This window comes from Hymenobacter sp. BT559 (genome assembly GCF_017571525.1).
Classification (GTDB): Bacteria; Bacteroidota; Bacteroidia; order Cytophagales; family Hymenobacteraceae; genus Hymenobacter; species Hymenobacter ginsengisoli.
Window position 1 is genome coordinate 60,383 of sequence record NZ_JAGETY010000018.1, and the last position, 23,127, is coordinate 83,509.

The following is a 23,127-nucleotide window of genomic DNA, read 5'->3' on the forward strand; positions in this document are numbered from 1 at the left end:
GAACAGCAGAATAAGGCAATTTCGGCGCCAAAAAAACGAGCCTGCCGGCAGGGCGGCTGCTAGCCCCCTCGCTGATAATACAACGTTAGGAAGCACCTTTTTCGTTTAATAACTCAACGGCTAGCCCCGGTCGTTTTTTTCACTCTCGTCCTATGGCATCAGCCACCTCCGCTACTACCCCCGCCGTGCGCGTGCAGCCCGGCACGCCGCTTCGCCTGGCCGACATCGACCCTGACAACAACGCGCCCTTCGACCACAAAAAGAAAGTGGAAAAGCGCCTCGACGAGCTGCGCGACCAGCTCAGCGACCTTCAGGAGAAACTCTACGCCGAGCATCGCCAGAGTGTGCTGCTCGTGTTTCAGGCCATGGACACGGGCGGCAAGGATGGCACCATCCGCAACCTGCTCACGGGCGTGAACCCGGCCGGCGTAGAAGTGGCCGCCTTCAAGCAGCCGAGTGCTGAGGAGCTGAATCACGATTTTTTGTGGCGCATTCATCAGCACACGCCGGGCCGGGGCCACATTGGGGTATTCAATCGCTCGCACTACGAAGACGTGCTCGTGACGCGCGTGCACGGCCTCATCGAGCCCTTCACCTGGCAGCAGCGCTACCAGGATATTGTCAACTTTGAGCAGTTGCTCACGCACGGCGGCACGCGGGTGCTCAAGTTTTTTTTGCACATCTCGAAAGAGGAGCAGGCCAAGCGCCTGCAAGCCCGCCTCGACAACCCCAAGAAGCGCTGGAAATACGAGCCCGGCGACCTCAAAGAGCGCCAGCTCTGGGATGCCTACCAGGTGGCGTATCAGGAGGCCCTAGCGGCTACCTCCACGCCCGCGTGCCCGTGGTATGTCATTCCGGCCAATGACAAGCACGCCCGCGACCAGGCCGTGGCCGAAATAGTGGTAGCCGCCCTGGCCGAGATGAACCCTCAGCCCCCGGCAGCCACCTTCGATGTAGCCGCCCAGGTGATAGCGTAACTAAACCTACTGTCCTGCGTCAGCAGGCCAGGGCAAAAAAGAAGCCCGCGTTGCTTGGCAGCGCGGGCTTCTGTCTATTAAGAAAGCAAGCTTAGTTCATCCAGAGTGTGGCCACGGGCTCGAAGCGGTGGGCGGCGAAGGCGCCGTAGGGCCGCTCGGCGTAGAAGCCGAGCACGTGCACATGAGCCTTGCCGGTACGCACGTGGGGCCGCACTTCCACCGGGTACACGCGGCCGGCCGTTGGCCAGTCGCCGACGTAGCCAGCGGGGCGGGCAGTATCGTCGATGCAGCGGGCGAATTGCTGCACAGGCAGGGGAGTCGGGAGCTGAGTGTTACGCATAGCCAAAGATACAGATAAAAAGCGAAAAGCTAAAAATTTTGGCAAAAAGAAAAAGGCGTAAAATCTCTCGATAAGCGAAACTAAATTGGTGAAAGCTATGCAAGTTACTGCTTAGCCGCCACTCTGCCAATACTACTAATCCGGCTGGCTAACAATTGTTCGTATAAGGGCCTATTTACGCGAAAACCGTGCCGCCCGGATTGCGGGTCAGCACGGTTTTGAATGGGTTGCGTAGGGGCCCTAGCGCTTGTTGAGGTCGATGGCCTGGTAGGCGATGAGCAGGTCGGTGCGGGTGCCTGGCGGGCGGTAATAGACGAGTAGGTCGTATTGGTTTTCAGTTTCCTGGTGCGTGCCTTCGAAGTAGATTTCATCGGGCGCCGCGCCGGCCCGCTTAGGTGCCACGGCGTAGCTGTAGTTGTAGTAGCCCTGCTTGAGCAGCGCCCGGCCGGTGTAGCGCTGCTGCACCGAGTCGTAGGCTAGCCGAAACTCGTCTCTGAGCTGCCAATCGCTGAGCGCTCCGAACACATAGACCGGGCCGGGCGCGGGCTGTGCCGCTTTTAAATTAAAGGTGACCTGGGCGTAGTCGCCGTTGTAGGCGCCGTTGCCAAACTCGCGGTTTTCGAACACGCGCTGGCCGTTGGCATCCACGTACTGGTTGTAGGCTAGGCCGTTGCGCGTGGTTTCTTCGAGCAGCTCGACCTGGGTAGGAGTGCCCTGGCGCAAAAGTCTGGCCACGCCCAGGCCGTTGGCCTGCAAGGAGCGCGCATCGAAGTAGCGGTACTCGCTCAGGCCCGGAAAGGCGTTTTCGTAGTTGATGTACTGGTATTCGAGCCGGCGCTCGGCGTCGCGCACGAAGGTGGGCGTAAGGTTGTAGTGGGCGTTGTCCCAGCGAAAATTCTGGCGCAGCACCACCTTCACCTCGGCGGCTGGGTTTATAAGGTCTACGGCGCTGTAGTTGATGTTGAAATTAACTTGCTGATAGGCGTAGCGGGCATCGAGGCCACCGGCCAGTACGCCCTGCTGCATAGTGGCTACCACCTGGTTTTCGTACACCAGCACCCGGCGCGACAGCAGGGGTACGCCGGCCTGGTTTTGCACCAGCAGCAGGTAATTGCCGCTGAGCTTGACGCGCGGCACCTGCAAGGTGTAGTGGTAATACGGCACCTTGGTATTGACCGAGGTGACGTAGTTGGTGAGTGTAAACTCGTTTATCTCATTCAGAAACTGCATGTCCGTCAGCTGCGAGGGCGTCCAGCTGAGGTCGCAGTGAATGAGCTTGGCCGTGAGGCGCGGTGCCCGGTCGGTGAGCACGTCAAACTCCAGCACCACCGGTTGCTCCTGGGTGATGGGCACGATGGGCGGATTTAAAATGGCATTTGCCGTGCCAGTAGGCACGTAGCACTGCACGCTGCGCACGCTAGGGTCGTAGATGTAATCCTGGTAGCGCAGGGTGCGGTCGGCGTAGTATTCGGCCGGTTTCTGCTGCTGGCTGGCAGGAGCATTGGGGTTAGTGATGGGCGTGCCCAGCGGCACACAGCCGGCAGCTAGCAGCAAAAGCGGGTAGGAGAGAAGGCGAAAGCGCATAAGGCGAAAGTACGGCGTCAGGGCACCGCAGGCGATAAGGCCGATAAAAAGGGAAAAGTAGTGCGACCTTTTGCATGGCACTGCGTCGTTGTGGGCAATCGCTCCGTTGAGCGAGCTTATCACAAGGCGAGGCGCGCAGACGCGTCGCTAGCTACTACTTCGATGAATAAAAATCTCCTTTTCTTTAGTTTAGGCGCGGCACTACTCTTTAGCTCGTGCTCGGTGCAGCTAGCCACCCTAGCCGACAAAACGCCCGAGCAGGTGCAGGCCTCTTACCAGGTGACCAAGGACGTGCCCTACGGCGCCGACAAAGAGCAGGCCCTGGACCTGTATCTGTCGCCCACGGCTAGCCGTCTCAAGCAGAAAAACTACACTGTAGTGTTTCTGCACGGCGGCGGCTACTACGTCAGCGACAAGACGCGCGAGGAGCGCTACATTCAGCCCTACCTCAAAAAGGGCATGAACGTGGTGAATATGAACTACCGCATCAAGCGCGGCGTGCCGCTGGCCACGGAAGACCTGACCTACGCCCTGAATTTTCTGCGGGCGAACAACGCCACGTACCACTTGGATTTGAGCCGGGTAATGGTGACGGGTTTTTCGGCCGGGGCGCACATTGCCAGCCTGGTAGCGGTGACCGCCAATGACCCGGCGTATTCGCCCAGGCTGGACCCCGCAATTCATATTGCTGGCGTCGTTAATTTTTCCGGCCCGGTAGATGGCCTCGATGTAGTGGAGAAGGTATTTATGAGCAACGACGTGCCAGTGATGAAGGCCATCGGCGTCGCGCTCTTCCCCGAAACCACCGACTACGCGCCCAAGGACTATATCCGGAAGTACGAGCCGATAACCTACTTCGACAAAAACGACCCGCCGTTTTTTATCTGGCAAGGGGGCAAGGACGACCAGGTGCCGCCCGTCACGTTCGAAAATTTTGTGGCCCTGCTCAAGCAAGACCCGCAGAAAAACGAGGTGCTGTTTGTGCCCGAGGGCCAGCACAGCCCGAGCACGACCGAGCTAGCCACCGCCTACCAAGCAATTTTTGCTTTTCTGGATAAGAAGGTGAAATAACGACGGCCGCTAGCCCCTGCCAGTCAAAGAAAAGCCCTGCCAGCAGTTGCTGGCGGGGCTTTTCTTTGACTGGCAGGGGCTACATCTCGGCTAGCATCTCCCAGCGGTCGTTGAGCTTGGCTAGCTCCTTCTTTACCTGCTCAAACTTCACGGTTGTATCCTTGAGCTGGGCGGTGTTCTGGTAAATCTTGGGGTCGGCCAGCTGCTTTTCGTAAATAGCCAGCTCCTTTTCCATCTTGTCGATGTTGGCTTCGACCTCGGCCAGCTCGCGCAGGGCCTTTTTCTGGTCGGGCGAGGAGGTTTTATTCACCGTGGGCACAGGCTCGGCCACGGCGGCGGGTTTAGGCGCGGGCTTCGGGGCCGAGGGGCTAGGCAGGCCGGCTTTTTTGGCGGCCTTTTCGCGGTCTTCCTGCCACTGCTCGTACTCGTGGTAGGTGCCGGGGTATTCCTTGAGCTGGTAATCCTCGATAAACCAGATTTTGGTGGCCACGTTCTCCACGAAGTAGCGGTCGTGGCTGATGACGATAAACGTGCCTTCGTACTGCTCCAGCGCCTGAATGAGGATATTGACCGACTGCATGTCCAGGTGGTTGGTCGGTTCGTCGAGCAGCAGGAAGTTGGCTTCCGAAATCAGGGTTTTGGCCAGCGCCACGCGGCTTTTTTCGCCGCCGCTCAGCACCTTGATTTTCTTGTACACATCGTCGCCGGTGAACAAAAACGACCCTAGCACGCCGCGCAATTCCATCTCGTTGCGCTTCGAGCCGGCCTCGTTCATCTCCTGGATAATCTCGTTTTCCACGGTCAGGCTTTCGAGCTGGTGCTGCGCGTAGAACGCCATGATGACGTTGTGGCCCAGCTGGTGCTTGCCCGCGCTGGGCGTTTCGGCGCCGGCCACGAGGCGCATCAGCGTCGATTTGCCTTTGCCGTTGGCCCCGATGAGCGCGATTTTATCGCCCCGCTCGATGTGCACGTTGGTGTCGCGGAAGATGAGCTTTTCGCCGTAGCTCTTGCTCACGTGCTCCATGCGCAGGATGTGGCGGCCGGGCTGCTGCGAGAACGTGAACTTGAAATTGACCCTGGCGGCGTCGGGCGCCACGGCCTCGATGCGCTCCAGCTTGTCGAGCGCCTTCACGCGGCTCTGGGCCTGCTTGGCCTTGCTGGCGCTGGCCTTGAAGCGCTCGATAAAGCGCTCGGCCTGCTTAATGGCCGCCTGCTGGTTGTCGTAGGCACCCTGCTGAATCTCGGTGCGCAACACCTTCTCTTCCTGGTAAAACGAGTAGTTGCCGGCGTAGGGGTGCAGCTTGCCGCCGCTCACTTCTACCGTCGTATTGGTGGTGCCGTCCAGGAATTCGCGGTCGTGGCTCACGATGATAACCGCGCCCTCGTAGCCGGCCAGGTAGGTCTCAATCCACTTGATAGACGGTAGGTCCAGGTGGTTGGTAGGCTCGTCGAGCAGCAGCAGCGAGGGCTGTTGCAGCAGGATTTTGGCCAGCATCACGCGCATGCGCCAGCCACCCGAGAAGGTCTTGAGCGGCTTCTGCAAGTCTTCGGTCGAGAAGCCCAGGCCTTCGAGGATTTCCTCGGCCTTCGACTGCATGGTGTAGCCGCCGAGCGCCTCAAAGCGCTCCTGCAAGGTGGCCAGCTTATCGACAAGGTCGTCGGTGTAGTCCGTTTCAAACTTGAGCAGAATCTCGTCGATTTTCTTCTGCAATTCCAGCGCCTCGGCAAACGCCTGCATGGCCACGATGAGGATGGATTCGTGCGAGTCGTAGCTCAGCAAATCCTGGTTCAAGAAGCCCAGGCTCACGTCTTTGCTCATCGAGATGGAGCCGCCATCGGGGCGGTACTCGCCCACCAGCAGGCGCAGCAAGGTCGATTTGCCGGTGCCGTTGAGGCCCACCAGGCCGATTTTATCCTTGGGTTTGATGTGCAGGCTAGCCCCGTCGTAGAGGGTGCGCGAGCCGAAGTGAAAGTCGAGGTCAGAAATGGAAATCATGGCGGGGCCAGCAGGGGCCACTAATGGCGAATGAAGCGAACGTGCGGGCCGCAGGCTAAACGAACGGCGTGCCCTACACAAGCGGCAGGGCAAAGGTACGGCCCAGCTAGGGCTAGTGAGGCAACACGGGGCGGCACCCCGCGAACTCGCTGGCCGCTATAAAACAGAAAACGGGTCGGGAAAATTTCCTGCTCACCAGTAGCGTCTACCGGTCGTGGGGTAGGTCATTTTGATAATCTGCCCGCTCAAAATGACAAAGTTCTCGGCGCTTGGGGGAGCCTGCATGTGGTGGTGCAAATTATTATACCCAGTAAGTCAGTTGCTTAGCGACCAGGAGGCTGGTGGCGCAAATGGTTGGGCCCAAATAGGTAGGGAGGGCCGCGTGCTCGTAAGTTTGCCCCTAGTTGGTGGCGTCCTGGCGGCCCTCTCCTCTTATGCAGAAGTTTTTGCTGGTCAGCCTGCTGGCCCTGTCCTTGCGGGCTGCGCTGGCCCAAACCACGCCTGTCTCCGACCCGGCCCTCGCCGTGCCGCCCCCGGCTGCGCCGAGCACACCCACCGCTAGCCCCCTCACCACCTACGGTTTTGTAGATGCCTATTACGGCTACGATTTTGACCACGCCAACGGCAACGACCGTCCCTATTTTCTGTTTTCGCACGGCCGCCAAAACGAGTTTGCCGTAAATAATGCGCTGCTTGGCGCGCGCTACGACGATGGCCACGTGCGTGGGGCCGTGGGCCTGCACGCTGGCACTTATGTGAGCGCCAACTACGCCAACGAGGACCCCGTGCTGCGGCACGTATACGAAGCCTACGCCGGGTTTCGGCCCTTTGCCAAGGCCTGGCTCGACCTGGGTATTTTCGGCTCGCACATCGGATTTGAGTCGGCCATCTCGAAGGATAACTGGACGCTGACGCGCTCGGTGATGGCGGAGAATACGCCTTATTATGAGGCTGGGGCGCGCTTCACGTACGAAGTCGGCCCCCGCCTCACGCTCACGGGGCTGGTGCTCAACGGCTGGCAAAACATCCGCGAAACCAACCAGGCCAAGGCGCTAGGCACCCAGCTTCAGTGGAAGCCCACCGACAAATTGCTTATTAACAGCAGCACATTTTACGGCAACGAGCAGCCGCAGGGGTTGCTGGTGCGGCGGCGCTACTACCACAATTTTTACGTCACGTACGCCGCTAGCCCCCGCCTGAACCTGGCGCTGGTGTTCGACGTGGGCAAGCAGCAGAGCGACGGCCACCACGGCTACGACACCTGGCACGCAGCCTCGGCGTTTGCCAAGTATAAGCTGGCCGATAAATTCTCGACCACGCTGCGCGGCGAGTACTATTACGCCGAGCGCGGTGTGCTCATTCGCAGCATCATGCCCAGTGCGCTCGATGCCGATTTTCGGGTGGCCGGCGGCTCGCTCAATCTCGATTATGCGCCGGCCAGCAACGTGGTATTTCGGGTGGAAGGCCGCTACCTCAACGGCATGCGTGGCGTATTTGCGCGCTCCGACAACCCCGACAACCGCAGCTACGGCAACCTGACGACGAGCATTGCCTGGTCGTTTTAGGGCCCCGCGAGTGGGCTAGGGCCGCGGAAGCTTCATAACCTGAGCATAACCTAAAAATCATGCAGCCTGGCAGACCTTTGCGCCTCGTTGTTTCGCCCACTAGTATGAAGCGTTTTTTAACCGTTGCCGCGCTCGTCCTGCTTGCCAGTTCGGCCCAGGCCCAGCGCCCCACCAACAACCGCCACGCCGAGAAAATCCTGCTGCCCAACGGCTGGAGCCTCACGCCTGCCGGCCGCCCACTGCAGCTCGGCGACCTGCCGCTGAACATGCAGCTGGCGCCGGGCGGCAAGCTACTGGCCGTCACCAACAACGGCCAGAGCACGCAAACCATCCAGCTCATCGACCCCAGCACCGAAAAGCTGCTCGACTCGCGCACCATTGGCAAGGCGTGGTACGGGCTGGCCTTCAGCCAGAAAGGGGACCGGCTCTACGCCTCGGGCGGCAACGATAACATCATTTTGAGCTACCCCACGGCGGGCCGCAAGCTGGGCGCGCCTGATACGCTGCGCCTCGGTCCGGCCTGGCCCAAGGCCAAAATCAGCCCTACCGGCATTGCCGTGGATGCGGCTGGCCAGCGCCTTTATACCGTGACCAAAGAGGATAATGCGCTGTATGTGCTGGACCTCAAAACCAAGCGCACCGTCAGCCGCCTAGGGCTGGGCCACGAGGCCTACGGCTGCCTGCTGTCGGCCGATGGCAAGACCGTGTACATCACGCTGTGGGGCGGCGACAAGCTGCTGGCCTACGACCGCGCCACTGGCCGCGTGCGCGGCGAGCTGCCCACCGGCAGCCACCCCAACGAGCTGATTCAGAGTAAGAACGGCCGCTACCTATTCGTGGCCAATGCCAACGACAACTCGGTGTCGGTGGTAGATGCCAGGACGTGGAAGGTGCTTGAAACCATCTCGACCTCGCTGTATCCTACGCGCCTTACCGGCTCGACCACCAACGGGCTAGCCCTGTCGGCCGACGAAAAGATGCTCTACATCGCCAACGCCGACAACAACTGCCTAGCCGTGTTCGACGTGCGCCAGCCGGGCCGCAGTGCCAGCCAGGGGTTCATCCCGACGGGTTGGTACCCGACCTGCGTGCGCGTGCAGGGCAATAAGCTGCTGGTAGCCAGTGGCAAAGGTCTGTCTAGCCTGGCTAACCCCAACGGCCCGCACCCGCTGCGCAAAAACGACGACAGCGGGTATCAGTCGGGCGGTGTGCACCGCGAGTTTGAGTACATCGGCAGCCTGTTTAAGGGTACGCTGCTCTTTATGCCGACGCCCGACGCGGCCCGGCTTAAGACCTATACCCGGCAGGTGTACGACAACACGCCTTTCAATAAAGACAGCGAAAAGCTGGCGCTGGGAGAGGCCGGCAACCCCGTGCCCCGCCGCGTGGGCGATAAGTCGCCCATCAAGCACATCTTCTACATTATCAAGGAAAACCGCACCTACGACCAGATTTTGGGCGATGTGAAGGAAGGCGAGGGCGATACGGCGCTGTGCATTTTTGGGCAACGCGTGACGCCCAACCACCACGCACTGGCCCGCGAGTTTGTGCTGCTCGACAACTTTTACGTGAACGCCGAGGTGAGCGCCGACGGCCACAACTGGAGCACCGCCGCCTACGCCACTGACTATGTGGAGAAGTCGTGGCCCATCAGCTACGGCGGGCGCGGCGGCACCTACGACTTTGAGGGCACCCGTAAAATCGCCTACCCGCGCGATGGCTTCATCTGGGACTACTGCCAGCGGGCGGGCCTCACATACCGTACCTACGGCGAGTTTGCCGACTACGCCAAAACGTCGCTCAAGTCGCTGCAGGGGCATGCCTGCCCGCGCTCGCCGGGCTTCGATATGGATATTACCGACCAGCAGCGCGAGCGCGCCTGGGCGCAGGATTTTGACTCGCTGCTGGCCCTGAATGCGGTGCCGCAGTTGAGCACCATTCGCCTCAGCAACGACCACACCAGCGGCCAGCGCCTGGGCAAGGTGAGCCCCCGCGCCGCCGTGGCCGACAACGACCTGGCGCTAGGCCGCCTCGTGGAGCACCTGGCGGCTAGCTCTATCTGGAACGAGTCAGTGATTTTCGTGCTTGAAGATGATGCCCAAAATGGCTCCGACCACATCGACGCCCACCGCTCGCCGGCCTTTGTTATTGGCCCCCATGTAAAACACGGCTACGTGGACCACACGCTCTACACCACCGCCGGCGTGATGCGGACGATGGAATTGCTGCTCGGCCTGCCGCCCATGAGCCAGTACGATGCCGCTGCTAGGCCCCTGTTTGGCGTGTTTCAGGCCCAGCCCAACCTGGCTAAATATGAAGCCAAGGCCAACCAGATTCCGCTCGATACTCGCAATACGGCTTGGAACCACAGCGCCGAGCGCTCGGCCAAATTTGACTTTGCCCACGAAGACGCGGTGCCCGACCTCGACCTGAACGAAGTGGTGTGGAAGTCGGTGAAAGGCGAAAACTCAACCATGCCCGCGCCGCGCCGGGGCGCATTTTTGCAGCTCACGCCCAAGCGCGACGACGATGACGACTAGGGCCTGGCCAAACGCAGTAGCGCTCATTTTTTGCCCGCTGCCTTGTGCCGCAGCCGCTTGGTAAGCTTTTGCACCTTTTGCACCGCCTTGCCTAGCCAGCGCTTAGGGCGGCTCTTGGGTTCGGGGGGGGGTATCGGCGGTGGTGGCAGGCCGGCTAGGGGCATCGGTGGGGGCGGGCAGGGGTGTGCCTCCATCAGCCTCGCCATACTTGCTGGCCAGCTTCTTCGGAATGCCTACGTTGTGCAAAAACCCCACGATGAGGCCCTGCCGCCAGGCCGTGAACGTTGAAAACTCCAGCTCGCGGGGCGTCTGAATATCGCCCGTCACAACGCGCCCGTCGGGCCGTGGGTTCTGGTCGCGAATAACCACGTTGGCCAGCCCGCTCTTTATACGGCCGAAAAACGTTTTTTTCACTTCGTCGCCCTTGTAGCCCAGAAAGTTGATGCGCAAATCGGAGTAACGCGCGCGCACGGTGCCGATAATGTGCTCGCGGTCAACATATTCCTCAAAGTCTATGCCCTGCGCCTGGCCGCTCTTGAAGCTGATAAGGCGAGTGGGCTTCAGCATGGGGTTGAGCAGGCTGAACGGCGCGGGCCCGAAGCTGCCCCGCAGGTGCTGGCGGCCCTGGGGGTCGAGCAGCGAGGTGGTGAGGTGCACCTCGGCACGGCACTGGCCCTGCAGGTAGCCGGTGGCCGTGCCGGTGAGCGGGTGCGCCAGGCTCATGCGGCTAGGGTCGTTGCTGACGTTGTAGAGCGTGGCATTCAGCTGAGCTATGCCGAAGGTGCCCACCAGCGGCGTGCTGGCGCTGCGGTAGCTGGCCTCAATGGTGCCATTGCGCAGGTCGAGCCGCCGCACGTCGAGGTGGGCCCGCAGGTGGCGCATGGCCTCGGGGGAGATAATAGAGGGCTGGTGGTTGATGGGCCCGCGCCCGTCGCTGCGGGCCAGTAGGTAGGGCCGCTCGGCCGTGACGCGCGCAATGCGCACGTGGCTATTGGCCGAGAGCAGCTGAAAGTCAAAGCCTTCGGCCCGCATCTCGTCTATGTGCGCCGTAAGCTGGGTACTTTGGTAGCCCTTATACTGGTTGAGCTGCGCGGGGCCTATCGTGGGGCGCAGGGCCAGCTCGGTCAGGCGCAACGCCTGCTGGTTGGTGTTTAGAAAAGCGTGCTCAATGCTGGTGGGGTAGAGGGGTGGAAACAGCGTAGCCGTGAGGCGGCCCGTGTGCCCGACCCAGGTGCGGGCATACAGCACCCGCCGGGCGGCGGCCTGCTGCGAAAGCGAGTCGATGCGCAGCTCAGTAGCTACCCCGTACAGGTGGCGCACGGCCGGGGCTTCGTCCACGCCGGCCACAGCCAGGTAGCCATCGGCTATGGCCACCCGGCGCACATCGGCGCGCTTAAACACGGGCGCCAGCAGCTTCCAGAGCGGCGGTGGGGCCTGGGCCGGCGGCCAAAACGTGAGGTGCGGGGTGCTGAGCCGCAGCGAGTCGGCGCGCAGGCGGCCCTGGTGCTGCCAGGCTGCGGCCCGCAGCCCTCGCAGCTGAGCGTGGGGCATCGTAAAAAGCACGCGCACCGCGCCCGGCTTGCCCTGGCCGGGCGCGGGCGGCGTAATGTGCAGCGAATCAATCCCTAAAAACTGCTGGGCGCTCGCAAAGTCAACTGCCTGGGCCTTAATTGTATGTCCGCCCAGTCGCCCCACCGGCCCGCGCAGTAGGGCCCGCCAGCTGGCCGCAAATGCCAGCCGCTGGGTATCGGTGGCGCCCGCCGAGGTAAACAGCACATCGCGGGCACTTACTGTGCCATCGGCCAGCTCACCTACCGGCTTTGTGGCGGGCCCGAAGCGGCCGCCGGCGTGGCGTAAGGCCAGGTAGCCCAGTTGCAGCGGCCGCTGCTGATACAGCGGCCGGCTAGGGTGGGGCGCGGGCCGCCGGGCCAGTGCGGCCACATCGAGGCGCAGTGAGTCGAGGGTGAGGCTGTCGATGGGCACGGTGCGGCCACGCAGCAGGGCTAGGAGGCCCACGCCGCTCAGGTCGAGGCTAGCCAGCCGCGCCGTGAGGCGGGGCAGCGTATCGGCCGTAGTAGGCGTGGCGGGGCGCAGCGCCACGCCGCCCAGGTGCAGGCTTCGGCTGAGCAAGTGGGTGCGTAGGCTCGCCACCGTGAGGGTATACTGGCCGTGGGTCTGGGTGCGGGCTTGCTGCTCCAGCTTGCGGCGCAGCCAGGGGTCGAGGCCCCATTTTAACCAGGCCAGCGCGGCCATGAGCAGCAGGCCCAAAACGAGCAGTATCCAGCGGCCCCATGGGCGGGATGTAGTAGCAGAAAAAGACTGAAAAGAGGCGGGCACGGTGCGAGGCTGAAGCCCTGCTAACGGCAAATCCCCTAGCCAGGGTTGTCCTCTGCCCCAACCCTGGCCCCCCGCCTTGCCGTACAGCAGCCAGCTACAAGCTTTCTGCCCCTTGCTGGTGCTACCTTTCGGGCGGTCCATTGTGAGCCGCTGGGCCAGTGCCCGGCACTTATGCGGCCCGCAGGCGCCCGGTTTTCTAGCTTTAGGGCCGAAAGCACGGGCTAGCGCCGCGCCTCCTCGTTTCGTTCTTCCCACTCCATGCTCGCCATTACTTCGCTGCTGCCTTCGCCGGCTTCCGACCACATCAATGCCCTTATCAAAAGTCTGGAAAAGGAATTTGGGCTAACCGACGTGCAGGCAACCCCCGAGCCCCACCTTACCTACCAGATAGTGGAGCCGGCCAACCTGGAAATGCTGAAGCAGGGCCTGCACGAGATTGCGCGCACCACCAAGCCCTTCGTGGCGCACACCACCGGGCTGGGCATGTTTCCGGGCGATAACCCCGTGATTCACATTCCGGTGCTGCGCTCCGACGACCTCAACCTGCTGCACCACCAAGTGCTGGCCCTGGCTGCCCCGCTGTGCTCGCGCACCGACAAATTCAGCGCCCCCGACCTGTGGCTGCCCCACGTGTCGCTGGCTTTGCACGACACTACCCCCGAGCTGCTAGGCCCTGTATTACAATTCCTGAACAACCAGACCTTTAACCTGGAGCTCGAAATCAGCAACCTGGCCATCCTACGCCCCGAAGGCGATTTGTTTGTGCGCGAGGTAGTGTTCGAGTTTGGACGCTGAGGGCAATGAGCGAATGGCTGAAGGCGTGAATGATTTTACTAACATTCACGCCTTCAGCCATTCGCTCATTCACCCATTGTCCTAGCGGTTCAGAATCGTCTTGTTGCGGTTCAGCTTCAGGTCTTGCAGCAGGCTGCTCTTGGCGGCGATGGTGAAGTTGTAGCCCCGGTAGGGCCCCACCGGAATCCAGAGCCCCGAAATCTGCCAGCAGTGCAGGTCGCGCGTGAAGTTGATGGTGGGTAGCGCAAATTCCTGCTTTACCAGGTCGTAGTTGAGCTGCGTGCTCAGGCGTAGGTTGGGCGTGAGCTTAACCGAGCCATTGACCGAGACAGAGTTGCCCGAGAGTAGGGGCACATAGCCGTAGAGCGTGGGCCGGATGGGCGCCCCGGACGTAGTATAGGAGGCCGTGTATTGAATGGTCGCCTCCCACGGAATGTCGAAGTCGATGTAATCGGCGTAAATCTGCTGTTGCAGGGGCGAGCCCAGCACGGGGTCGTTGCTCGGAGCCACGGCGCGCGGAATGTTGGCCTTGCTCTTGGGCCGGGCGGCGGGGTTGAATTGGTAGCCCAGGCTCAGGTTGGCATTGAGCAGGCGGGCTAGCCGGAATTTGTCATTGCCCTCAAACAGGTAGCGGTTGATGAGGCGCCCCGTTGAGTCGCGCTGATAGAACGAGAATGCACTGCTAACTACCACATTCAGCTTTTTGGCCACCTGCACGCGGTAGCCCAGGCTCAGGTTGGAGAGCTTGAGCGAATCGACGGGCCGGCCGCGAGCATCGCGGCGCCCTGAGCCAAAGTTGTAGGCAATGGCCAGGTCAATGCCGTCGGCTAGGCTAACTTTCTTGTAGGGGTCGGTGCCGGTGGTGTCGCGGTTGTTGCGCACCTTCATCTCAATCTGGTTTTGCAGGGTGAAGGCCACCTGGCTAAGCTGCGTGCTGGCCTGCGACTGGTACACGCCCTGGTAGCGCGTAAACTGGCGCGGGTCGAGAATGCGGTTGTTGTAGGCCGATTGCAGGCTGCCGAAAGTGGGTGCGCCGCCCAAAAAGGCATCATACTGCGAGTTTTTAGCCAGGTCGGGCGAGTAGGCGTAGCTGATGCTAGGGGCTACTTTGTGGCGAATAGCCTTCACGTAGTGGTCGCCCTTAAAAACTACCGTGCCGTAGAAATTCGTGCTGGCCGACACGTTGGCCGAGTAAGAATAAGCCCGCTCGAAAGCCGGCGAGATGGTATCGACCTTTACGGCCCGCACGCGCTCTAAGTAGCTGTATTGCAGGCGCTGCGAGTACCACGTTTCGCCATAGTTGACGGAGGGCTGCACCTGAATGTGGCGGCCCACCAGCGCAAAGCCGGGCAGCGTAATCTGAAACTGGTGCTGCATACCGTTTTGAGCATTGTGCAGCAGCCGGCCCACGTTGGCAAAGCTCACCGGGATGGTGTAGGCCGTGGTGCTGCCCCCTAGCAGCGGCACATCGGCGGCCAGCGAGCGGGCTGGCACCAGGTTGCTGATGCGGTTTTGGGCTACCAGGTTGTAGCTGAGGGCAAACTGCTCGTACCAAGCCCCGCGCGACTGCTTGGTAAACAGTAAGTACGGGTATTGCCGGGCCAGGCCCAGGTTGAAGTTGGGCAGCGTAAAGTCCATCGCGCCGGTTTGCACGTTCTGGCTTTGCGAAAGCTGCACGGCGTAGTTGATGGGCAGCCGGCGCGACTGCTTGCTGTAGCTGATAGTCGAGCTGAACGTAGCCGACAGCAGCTGCCGGGGGTTCAGCGTATTCACGCGGTTATACGACGAGCTACCGGCCTGCACGCTGGCCGAGAACACGCCGCCGCCCGGCAGTGGGGTGGGCGAGTGGTTCCAGCTTATCCAAAAGGTATTCACCGAGTTGGAATACAAGTAGTCGGAGTTGACGGCCGAAGTCGTAGTCAGGAGGGGCGCCGTCGGCTGGTTGGCGTAAGTAAAGCGGAAGCTGCCCTGGTACTTGTAGCGCTTGCGATAGGTGAGCTCGGTGGCTAGCCCGTAGCCCCCGATGCGGTCGGCGTTGCCGGCGTAGAAGTCGCCGGTCACGCGCAGGCCGATGTAGTCGTTGGGGGCCCAGTAGTAGCCGCCGTTGGTGAGCGAGTAGCCGCGCTGCTGGCCCTGCCCAAACGTGGGGATGATAAAGCCCGACCCGCGCCCCGCGTGCGGCGTGGGGAAGTAGCCAAAGGGCAGCCCGATGGGCAGCGGCACGTCGGCAATAACCATGTGAAACGGCCCGGTCACCACTTTCTGGCCCGGTATTACCTTCATCTTGCCCGCCTCGATGTAGAAGTGCGGGTGTTCGAGGTTGCAGGTGGTGTACCGGCCATGCAAGCCGTAGAAGTCGTTGTCGGGCAGCTTCTTCACTACCTCGGCGTGGATGTAGCCTTCGCCCTGCTGGGTCACTACCTCGGCTATCTTGCCCTTCTTGGTCTTGAAGTTATAGCTGATGTTGCCCGCCGAATAGGTGCCCGCCTCATCCTTAAACAGCGGCTGGTCAACCATACGGTGCTTCACCGTGTCGCGCCGGCCGATAGCCTGCACCGTATTGGTGCCGTAGTTGACGGTGATGAGCGCCGCCTTCATGTTCATCTTGCCATAGTCGACGTTGGCCTTGTTGTAGAGCTTGGCAATTTTGGTGGTGATGTCAAACTGAATCGAGTCTTTGGCCCCGTACTTCACCGTAGTTTCGACCTGGCTGCGGCGCTTGAGAATGACCACATTGAGCGAGTCGCGCACGCGGCGGCTGGTATCGACGGCCAGGCCCGTGCTGTCGGGCGTGAGGCTAGGGGCGGGCTTGCGCGACACGCCCGGCAGCGAGGGCTGGCCCACGTTTCTTTCGCCGGGCGGCGGCGGGCTCTGGGGCGAGTTGCGGTCGTAGTTGAGGTTGCGCGCCGGCTGGGTCGGCACCGAGCCCGGCCGGCGCGGATTGGTGGTTTGGGCCAGGGCAGGGGCTAGCCCGCCGCCCAGCAGCCAGAAACACAGGCCCACGACGCCCGCCAGCACCCCGCGCCGACGACCGAAAATGCCCGAAAAGAGAACGTTAGAGAAAAGCAAATTCAATAAAGCCACCGAGCGAAGTACTTTTGAGGCTTAACACAAAGATAAGAGGCCGCTGCCCCGCTCGAAGGTTGCCAGCCGGCCGGTTTTTTCCCCAACGACTGACGTGCGGATTATTGCGCTTACTTGTATTCTGCTGAGTGCACAATGCCCGGTGCTCAATGCCCAGGACTCACTGGCTCGCCCCCGGCCCCCGCAGCCCCTGGCGGCCGACTCGGCCGCGCCCGGCCCTGCCAACGACACGCGCTACCGCCTGCGCACCGTGGTGCTCGATGCCGGCCACGGCGGCAAAGACATTGGCTGCAACGGCGTAGATGCCCACGAGGCCGACGTGGCCCTGGCCATTATCAAAGACCTGGGCCGGCAGATTGAGGAAAACTCGCCGGGCGTGCGAGTTATCTACACCCGCAAAACCAACGTCTTTATCGAGCTCGACGAGCGCGCCGCCATCGCCAACCGCAACCATGCCGACCTCTTTATCTCGGTACACTGCAACGCTGGCCCCAAGGGCTCGCGCGGCACCGAGGTCTGGACCATGGGCCTGCACAAGACGACCGCCAACCTGGGCGTGGCCCAGCGCGAAAACTCGGTTATTCTGCAGGAAAAAAATTACAAGCAGCGCTACGACGGCTTCGACCCGCGCTCGCCGCAGTCGCACATCCTTTTTTCACTTTTCCAGAGCGCCTATATCACCAACTCGCTGCGGCTGGCTCAGCGCATCGACCGGCAGTTTCGCACGCACGTGGGGCGCAGCTCGCGCGGTGTAAAGCAGGCCGGCTTCCTGGTGCTCTGGAAGTCAACTATGCCCTCAGTGCTGGTAGAAGCGGGTTTTTTGACCGACCGCAGCGAGGAAAGCTACCTCGATACCCGGGCCGGGCAGCAGGCCATTGCGGGCGGCATTTACCGGGCCTTTCGCGAGTATAAGCGCGACCTCGAAGGGGCACCGGCCGAGTAAGCTATAGTTGGGCTTATGCGCTAGCCTAACATCCGCCCCCCGTTTGCCGTTAAGGGCACTAGCAGGCCAGCCGACGCAACTATTCGGGGCCATTCCTCCCTCTAGCAGTTGGCCATCTCAGCCCTAAATCTACCCTCCTGTGTCTAAAGAAATAAAAGTCGGCCTGTTGGCCGTGGTAGCCCTTGTAGCCCTGGCTATCGGGTTTAACTTCTTGCGCGGCAGCAATTTACTGTCGAGCGACCGCACCTATTATGCCATTTACCCCAATGTTGATGGCTTAAATGTCGGCGCCCCGGTTATTCTCAACGGTATTAAAGTGGGCCAGGTAAAAAATCTGGAGCTGCAACCTAAGGATAATAACTCCATTAAGGCCTCGCTGGAGTTGCAAAAAGGCGTCACGCTCGGCGATTCGACCAAGGCTGGCCTTAGTGGCTCCCTGCTTGGCTCCAAAACCATTACCCTGATGCTAGGCCGCAATACAAAGGAGTATAGTGGAGGCGAAACACTGCGCACTACTACGGCCATCGGCATTGCGGATGCCTTCCAGGCCAAGGCCCTCCCCGTGCTCGATACGGTAGGTGCCACGCTGGCGCATATCAACGGTTTTCTCAATAAAGACGCGCAAACCAACATTCAGGGCACGCTGCTCGGTGCGCGCGCCAGCACCGAGGCGCTCCAGCGCCTTATTGCCTCTAACCAGGCCAACATCAACGAGATTACCCGCAACCTGGCCCACATGAGCGCCGCTCTCAACAAGAGCACCGCCAAGCTTGACCGCATTGCCAACAACTTTACGCAGCTGTCCGATTCGCTTAAGTCGGCCCCGGTGGGCCCGGCCCTGCGCAACCTCAACACGACGCTGGTAGAAGCCCAGACTTCACTCAAAGGTGTAAGCACGGCCCTCAACGATAAGAAAGGCTCGCTCGGCAAGCTCATCAACGACACACTGCTCTACAACAACCTGAACGCTACGGCCGCCAGCTCCAATGCCCTCATTCAGGACCTGCAAGCCAACCCCAAGCGCTACGTGCACTTCTCGGTATTTGGCGGCGGCAAAGACAAAACCAAGAAAGAAACCACTAAGAGCCCCGACGGCTCGGTGACCACCGAAACCAAGAAAGTGACCACGGCCCCGGCCCTGACTCACTAAGCCTCGCTGCTAGGGCACCTAGTATCTTTGAAGCCCGCCCCACCAGGGGCGGGCTTTTTTGTAGTGCGGACTTTGTAGCCCGCGTATGCTACCACCGACTAACTCGCTGCTTCGCGGAGTGCAAAACCCGCGCTACCCCTTTCCCACCCACTCTGTTTTATTTTATGAACGTCGAGTTCAACCGCAACGAAGACCACCTCAAGCAGCTCACCTACCAGCTGCGCAAAAAGCTGGAAAAAGTAGCCCTGGGCGGGGGCGAGAAGCGCATTGCTGCTCACAAGGCCAAAGGCAAGCTCACTGCCCGCGAGCGCATTGACTACCTGCTTGATAAGGGCGCCGCGCAGGTCGAAATCGGGGCTTTTGCCGGCGAAGGGATGTACCCGGATGAAGGCGGCTGCCCTAGCGGCGGCGTGGTAGTGGTGCTAGGCTACGTGCAGGGCCGCCAGTGCGTGGTAGTGGCCAACGATGCCACCGTGAAGGCGGGCGCGTGGTTTCCCATTACGGCCAAGAAAAACCTGCGGGCTCAGGAAATCAGCATCGAAAACAAGCTGCCCATTATCTACCTCGTCGATTCGGCGGGCGTGTACCTGCCTATGCAGGACGAGATTTTCCCGGATAAGGAGCACTTCGGCCGCATCTTCCGCAACAACGCGGTGATGAGCAGCATGGGCATTGTCCAGATTTCGGCTATCATGGGGCCCTGCGTGGCGGGCGGCGCCTACCTGCCCATTATGAGCGACGAGGCCATGATAGTGAGCGGCACCGGCTCGGTATTTCTGGCCGGCTCGTACCTGGTAAAGTCGGCCATCGGCGAAACGATTGATAACGAGGCGCTAGGGGGCGCTGCCATGCACTCCGAGGTATCGGGCGTGACGGATTATAAATTCGATACCGACGAGGAGGCGCTCGACCACATCCGCAACATCTTCGACAAGCTGGGCGCGCAGCCCTCGGTCGGTTTCAGCCGGGCCACGCCCGCCGCGCCCAAACTAGACCCTAGCGAGCTCTACGGCCAGCTGCCGAGCGACCGCGCCAAGCCCTATGATATGATGGAGATTATCAACCGCCTGGTCGATAATTCCGAGTTTGAGCCCTACAAGGACCTTTATGGGCAGACGCTCATCTGCGGGCTGGCGCGCATCGACGGCTGGGCCGTAGGCATCGTGGCCAACCAGCGCAAGATTGTAAAAAGCAAGAAAACCGGGATGCAGATGGGCGGCGTCATCTATTCCGACTCGGCCGACAAAGCCGCGCGCTTCATCATGAACTGCAACCAGAAGCGCATTCCGCTGGTGTTTCTGCACGACGTATCGGGCTTCATGGTGGGCAGCCAGAGCGAGCAGGGCGGCATCATCAAGGACGGCGCCAAGATGGTGAATGCCATGGCCAACAGCGTAGTACCCAAATTCACGGTGATAGTGGGCAACAGCTACGGCGCCGGCAACTACGCCATGTGCGGCAAGGCCTACGACCCGCGCCTCATCGTGGCCTGGCCTAGCGCCCAACTCGCCGTAATGAGTGGCGCGGCGGCCGCCAACACCCTGCTACAAATCCAGGTGGCTAGCCTCAAAGCCAAGGGCGAAGTCATTACCCCCCAAGCCGAAAAGGAACTACTCGACCGCATCAAAGCCCGCTACGAGGAGCAATTGTCTCCTTACTATGCGGCGGCGCGGCTCTGGGTCGATGCGGTGATTGACCCGCTCGAAACGCGCAAGGTTATTTCGGAAGGTATTAGTGCCGCGAATCATGCGCCGATTGAGAAGGCGTATAATGTGGGCGTTATTCAGGTGTGATGACTATTATCTTAGAGGAAGGTTACCAAACCTACTTAGGAAAACTGCTGCCATCGCTCCGGCAACAGGTGGAAAACCTAACTTGGGTAATTACAGGGCTGGAATGTTGGGGGAAGTTTTCGCCCCTAATTGAAACCTGGCAGTCGCAATCATACAACTCGGAGCCATACTACAGTGTAGTAGCCGGCAAAACGTTTTATGAAACATTCGTTGGCCAAAACCTGCAAGTAGTATGGGGCATTTTCTGTGGGATAGCTGGTAATGTTCCTGCTATACCATTTGAGGAAGTGCCTTATGCTGATGGTAATCGACGGATTTGGACTGAACCTGAGGAATTTCAACTAGCAGCTTCTGAAATTGAAATAATAGCCTTTGATAGCACCTTCACACTATTAAAAGTTCGGGATGAAAGATTAGGACGTCAATTTCTGGAAGTATTCTCTAAGGGAAGAATAGTGCAAAGTCCTGACGATATGTTGAAATCGTATTAGTAGCGTTCATGAAAACCCTGCACTAGCCTTTACTGGCGCGCGTTTAGGCGCAGTCGTAACCCGTGCCGATACTATTGTGGAGGTTGTACTTCCACTGCCGCGCCAACGGTAAGGCGGAACCGCACCGCTAGGGGCGTGCAGCATGCTCGTTCTACGGGAAGCACAGCATCCCCCTGATGACAAAGCACGAGTTACGGCTGCGCCTAAACGCGCACTAGTAATAACATGTCACAAAAAAGCCGCTGACTAAGCGGCTTTTTTGTGACTTCCATGGCTGCTTTCTTACAAATGGTCCAACCGCCCGCCGTCTACGCGCACTTCAGCGCCCTCCACGAAGGCGGCATCATCCGAAGCGAGGTAGGCCACGAGGGCGGCCACGTCTTCGGGCTTGCCCACGTCGGTGGGGTTTATCTTTTCGACGCCTGACTTGACATTGGGGTTGTTCCAGAGCATGGGCGTGTCGATGGCGCCCGGCAGCACTACGTTGGTGCGGATGCCCTTGGGCTTGCCCTCAATCACGGATGAGCGGGTGAGCGAGAGCACGGCAGCTTTGGCCGCCGCGTAGGGTGCCACCAGCGCCTCGGTAGCAATGGCGTGGATGCTGGCCACATTCACCACGTTGCCGCCCGGCTTCATGTGCAGAAACGCCTGCTTGGTGAAGTAGAAGGCCCCTAGCAAATCGACGCTTAGCACGCGCAGCCAGTCGTCGCCGGTGAGCTCTTCGAGGGCTTTAAACTGCATCAGGCCCGCGTTATTCACCACCACATCGAGGCGGCCAAACTTGGCTAGCGTGGCCGAAACGGTGGCGATAACCTGGCTTTCGTCGGCCACGTTGCACATGCTGGGCAGCACCTCGGGAGCCCCGGCTTTCTGCACCTCGGGCGCGGCCGCGTCGAGGTTGGCCTGGTTGATATCGGCAAGTACAAGGCGGGCGCCTTCCGAGGCCAGCCGCTTGGCGATGGCCAGGCCGATGCCGCTGGCCCCGCCCGTGATGATGACTACTTTATCCTGAAAACGCATAAAAGAAGGGGCTAGTGGTTTGCTTGCAGTGGGGCGTTGGCGGCGGCGGCCGCCGGCTGGCTTTGCGTTTGCTGCGCCTGGGCTTGCTGCTCGCGGGCCCAGGCATCGTTGCTATCCCGGGGCATCACGAGCGGTATTTGCAGGCAGGCCGTTTGGGTGGGCAGCACCTCGCGCCACTGGCTGATGAGCTTCTTGTAGGCCTCGCCTACGGGCCGGATATTGCGATTTAAGTCGTAGAGGCCCAGTGGGTTCAGGTTGCCGTTGCTTTCGCGCAGCGCCGTGTCCCAGTCTACCTGGTCGGTGAGCGAGTACCAGGTAAAGCCCACGATGGGCACGCCGTCGTTGCGCACGCGCAGCACGTTGGCCCATTCTTTCCAGAGCCAGTTCACGGCCTCATCGCCGTTGGGGCCCTGCCAGCGGTTGGTTTCGGTGTGCATCACGGGCAGCTGGTAGCGGTCGTGGTACTGCGTGGTAATGACGTGGTAGCCAAATATTTCGCCCGAAGCCGTAGTGCTGCCGTCGGGCCGCACGCGGTGCTCGTTGGTCCAGTAATAATCGTTGCCCATAATGCACTGGTGCTTCAGATTATTATCCAGAAAGAAGTGGTACTCGTCGCGCGTCATGCCGTTATCGAGCAGATACTCATACATATCCGAGTCTACGCGGCGGCCATAGTTCAAATCCAGCGACAAAAAGCGCTTGGCATTCAATATCTCGGCCGGCTTGATGGCGGCCGGGTTGGAAGCGTGGAAGTACTCGCTGCTCTCGCTCTGGATGAAGAGTGCATCGGGCCGCACCGCCAGGATGGCGTGCATGGCCAGCACGTTAGCCTTCACGATATACTTAAGGGCCGTCACAAATGCCTGGTCGCTCTGCAATTGCTCGTTCCACCAGCCGTAGAGTGCCGAAAACTCGGCGCAGATGTACATCTCATTCACGGGGGTGTAGAGCTGCACCCACGGAAAGCGCTTGGCAAAATCGCCGGCGTAGCGCGCAAAAAGCGCCGGAAAATCGGGATTCTGGAAATTGCCCAGCCAGTCGGGCACCCCAAAGTGGCACAGGTCCACGATGGGCATGATGTTGCGCTTCAGCAAATCATTGAAGGTGGCATCGGCGAAGTCCCAGTTGTACTTGCCCGGCCCTAGCCAGGTAGTATGAATGGGCGGCCCGTAGCGCAGGTACTCGATACCCAACTCCTGCACCAGCTCAAAATCTTTCTGCCAGAACTTATAATGCCCGCACTTCTCCAACTCGTCCTGGCGCACCTTGCCGTTCTGGATAGTGGGGTTACTGTTTTCGATGCCAGTGGCAAAAAGGAACTGAGAAGCAGGCATAAGAATGAAACTAGCGGGGCTAGGGTAGGGCACCGTGCCAACCCAAGGCATAGGCCTTTGTCAGCACTACGGAAAAGCTCGCAGAAAAGCCGTGTCTTTTGAGTGTG

Annotated in this window: 16 protein-coding genes; 9 read left to right on the plus strand and 7 right to left on the minus strand. The window is 60.5% G+C overall.

From position 1 onward, the window contains the following. The first annotated feature begins 152 nt into the window (after window positions 1-152). Window positions 153-977, plus strand: a complete 825-nt coding sequence (locus tag J4D99_RS19695) for a polyphosphate kinase 2 family protein (protein ID WP_208133459.1) — start codon at window positions 153-155, stop codon at window positions 975-977. Window positions 978-1,068: 91 nt separating this feature from the next. On the opposite strand, the gene J4D99_RS19700 is transcribed toward J4D99_RS19695, so the two are convergent. Both J4D99_RS19700 and J4D99_RS19705 read right to left on the minus strand, forming a co-directional pair. Beyond that, window positions 1,069-1,317, minus strand: a complete 249-nt coding sequence (locus tag J4D99_RS19700; RefSeq protein ID WP_208133460.1) for a hypothetical protein — start codon at window positions 1,315-1,317, stop codon at window positions 1,069-1,071. Between the two features lie 240 nt (window positions 1,318-1,557). Next, complete coding sequence (locus J4D99_RS19705) at window positions 1,558-2,901, minus strand: type IX secretion system plug protein (RefSeq protein ID WP_208133461.1); 1,344 nt, start codon at window positions 2,899-2,901, stop codon at window positions 1,558-1,560. A gap of 162 nt (window positions 2,902-3,063) precedes the next feature. Between J4D99_RS19705 and J4D99_RS19710 the strand changes: the two genes are divergently transcribed. Next, window positions 3,064-3,972 carry an alpha/beta hydrolase gene (locus tag J4D99_RS19710; RefSeq protein WP_208133462.1) on the plus strand — a complete coding sequence of 303 codons (909 nt, stop codon included), beginning with the start codon at window positions 3,064-3,066 and terminating at the stop codon, window positions 3,970-3,972. 79 nt (window positions 3,973-4,051) lie between these two features. Here J4D99_RS19710 and J4D99_RS19715 read toward each other — a convergent pair whose 3' ends face one another. Then, window positions 4,052-5,968 carry an ABC-F family ATP-binding cassette domain-containing protein gene (locus tag J4D99_RS19715; protein WP_208133463.1) on the minus strand — a complete coding sequence of 639 codons (1,917 nt, stop codon included), beginning with the start codon at window positions 5,966-5,968 and terminating at the stop codon, window positions 4,052-4,054. A 434-nt stretch (window positions 5,969-6,402) separates the two neighbouring features. Between J4D99_RS19715 and J4D99_RS19720 the strand changes: the two genes are divergently transcribed. Then, window positions 6,403-7,533: a porin gene (locus J4D99_RS19720; protein ID WP_208133464.1), complete on the plus strand. Its 1,131-nt coding sequence runs from the start codon at window positions 6,403-6,405 to the stop codon at window positions 7,531-7,533. 104 nt (window positions 7,534-7,637) lie between these two features. Beyond that, complete coding sequence (locus tag J4D99_RS19725) at window positions 7,638-10,073, plus strand: bifunctional YncE family protein/alkaline phosphatase family protein (RefSeq protein WP_208133465.1); 2,436 nt, start codon at window positions 7,638-7,640, stop codon at window positions 10,071-10,073. 102 nt (window positions 10,074-10,175) lie between these two features. Here J4D99_RS19725 and J4D99_RS19730 read toward each other — a convergent pair whose 3' ends face one another. Next, window positions 10,176-12,410, minus strand: a complete 2,235-nt coding sequence (locus tag J4D99_RS19730) for an AsmA family protein (RefSeq protein ID WP_208133466.1) — start codon at window positions 12,408-12,410, stop codon at window positions 10,176-10,178. A gap of 258 nt (window positions 12,411-12,668) precedes the next feature. Between J4D99_RS19730 and J4D99_RS19735 the strand changes: the two genes are divergently transcribed. Beyond that, window positions 12,669-13,205, plus strand: a complete 537-nt coding sequence (locus J4D99_RS19735) for a 2'-5' RNA ligase family protein (RefSeq protein ID WP_208133467.1) — start codon at window positions 12,669-12,671, stop codon at window positions 13,203-13,205. An 81-nt stretch (window positions 13,206-13,286) separates the two neighbouring features. Here J4D99_RS19735 and J4D99_RS19740 read toward each other — a convergent pair whose 3' ends face one another. After that, window positions 13,287-16,274: a putative LPS assembly protein LptD gene (locus tag J4D99_RS19740; RefSeq protein ID WP_208133468.1), complete on the minus strand. Its 2,988-nt coding sequence runs from the start codon at window positions 16,272-16,274 to the stop codon at window positions 13,287-13,289. 109 nt (window positions 16,275-16,383) lie between these two features. On the opposite strand from J4D99_RS19740, the gene J4D99_RS19745 reads away from it, so the two are divergent. The 4 genes from J4D99_RS19745 to J4D99_RS19760 all read left to right on the plus strand — a co-directional run bounded on the left by J4D99_RS19745 (window position 16,384) and on the right by J4D99_RS19760 (window position 20,666). Then, complete coding sequence (locus J4D99_RS19745) at window positions 16,384-17,232, plus strand: N-acetylmuramoyl-L-alanine amidase family protein (RefSeq protein ID WP_309509573.1); 849 nt, start codon at window positions 16,384-16,386, stop codon at window positions 17,230-17,232. A gap of 139 nt (window positions 17,233-17,371) precedes the next feature. Further along, complete coding sequence (locus tag J4D99_RS19750; protein WP_208133469.1) at window positions 17,372-18,382, plus strand: MlaD family protein; 1,011 nt, start codon at window positions 17,372-17,374, stop codon at window positions 18,380-18,382. A gap of 164 nt (window positions 18,383-18,546) precedes the next feature. Further along, window positions 18,547-20,175, plus strand: coding sequence for an acyl-CoA carboxylase subunit beta (locus J4D99_RS19755; RefSeq protein ID WP_208133470.1), 1,629 nt, complete (start codon window positions 18,547-18,549; stop codon window positions 20,173-20,175). Further along, the gene (locus tag J4D99_RS19760; protein WP_208133471.1) at window positions 20,172-20,666 is read left to right on the plus strand and encodes a hypothetical protein; all 495 of its coding nucleotides are present in this window, start codon (window positions 20,172-20,174) and stop codon (window positions 20,664-20,666) included. The genes J4D99_RS19755 and J4D99_RS19760 overlap by 4 nt, the downstream gene beginning before the upstream one ends. Before the next feature lie 282 nt (window positions 20,667-20,948). On the opposite strand, the gene J4D99_RS19765 is transcribed toward J4D99_RS19760, so the two are convergent. Together J4D99_RS19765 and J4D99_RS19770 are read right to left on the minus strand one after the other, a co-directional pair. Further along, complete coding sequence (locus J4D99_RS19765; RefSeq protein WP_208133472.1) at window positions 20,949-21,686, minus strand: SDR family NAD(P)-dependent oxidoreductase; 738 nt, start codon at window positions 21,684-21,686, stop codon at window positions 20,949-20,951. Window positions 21,687-21,697: 11 nt separating this feature from the next. Beyond that, the gene (locus J4D99_RS19770) at window positions 21,698-23,020 is read right to left on the minus strand and encodes a family 1 glycosylhydrolase (RefSeq protein WP_208133473.1); all 1,323 of its coding nucleotides are present in this window, start codon (window positions 23,018-23,020) and stop codon (window positions 21,698-21,700) included. Window positions 23,021-23,127: the final 107 nt, after the last annotated feature.

Coding starts and splice junctions, on each gene's coding strand:
- J4D99_RS19725 (WP_208133465.1), top strand. CDS start 7,638: ATGAAGCGTTTTTTAACCGTTGCCGCGCTCGTCCTGCTTGCCAGTTCG.
- J4D99_RS19705 (WP_208133461.1), bottom strand. CDS start 2,901: ATGCGCTTTCGCCTTCTCTCCTACCCGCTTTTGCTGCTAGCTGCCGGC.
- J4D99_RS19700 (WP_208133460.1), bottom strand. CDS start 1,317: ATGCGTAACACTCAGCTCCCGACTCCCCTGCCTGTGCAGCAATTCGCC.
- J4D99_RS19695 (WP_208133459.1), top strand. CDS start 153: ATGGCATCAGCCACCTCCGCTACTACCCCCGCCGTGCGCGTGCAGCCC.
- J4D99_RS19735 (WP_208133467.1), top strand. CDS start 12,669: ATGCTCGCCATTACTTCGCTGCTGCCTTCGCCGGCTTCCGACCACATC.
- J4D99_RS19710 (WP_208133462.1), top strand. CDS start 3,064: ATGAATAAAAATCTCCTTTTCTTTAGTTTAGGCGCGGCACTACTCTTT.
- J4D99_RS19755 (WP_208133470.1), top strand. CDS start 18,547: ATGAACGTCGAGTTCAACCGCAACGAAGACCACCTCAAGCAGCTCACC.
- J4D99_RS19770 (WP_208133473.1), bottom strand. CDS start 23,020: ATGCCTGCTTCTCAGTTCCTTTTTGCCACTGGCATCGAAAACAGTAAC.
- J4D99_RS19720 (WP_208133464.1), top strand. CDS start 6,403: ATGCAGAAGTTTTTGCTGGTCAGCCTGCTGGCCCTGTCCTTGCGGGCT.
- J4D99_RS19715 (WP_208133463.1), bottom strand. CDS start 5,968: ATGATTTCCATTTCTGACCTCGACTTTCACTTCGGCTCGCGCACCCTC.
- J4D99_RS19765 (WP_208133472.1), bottom strand. CDS start 21,686: ATGCGTTTTCAGGATAAAGTAGTCATCATCACGGGCGGGGCCAGCGGC.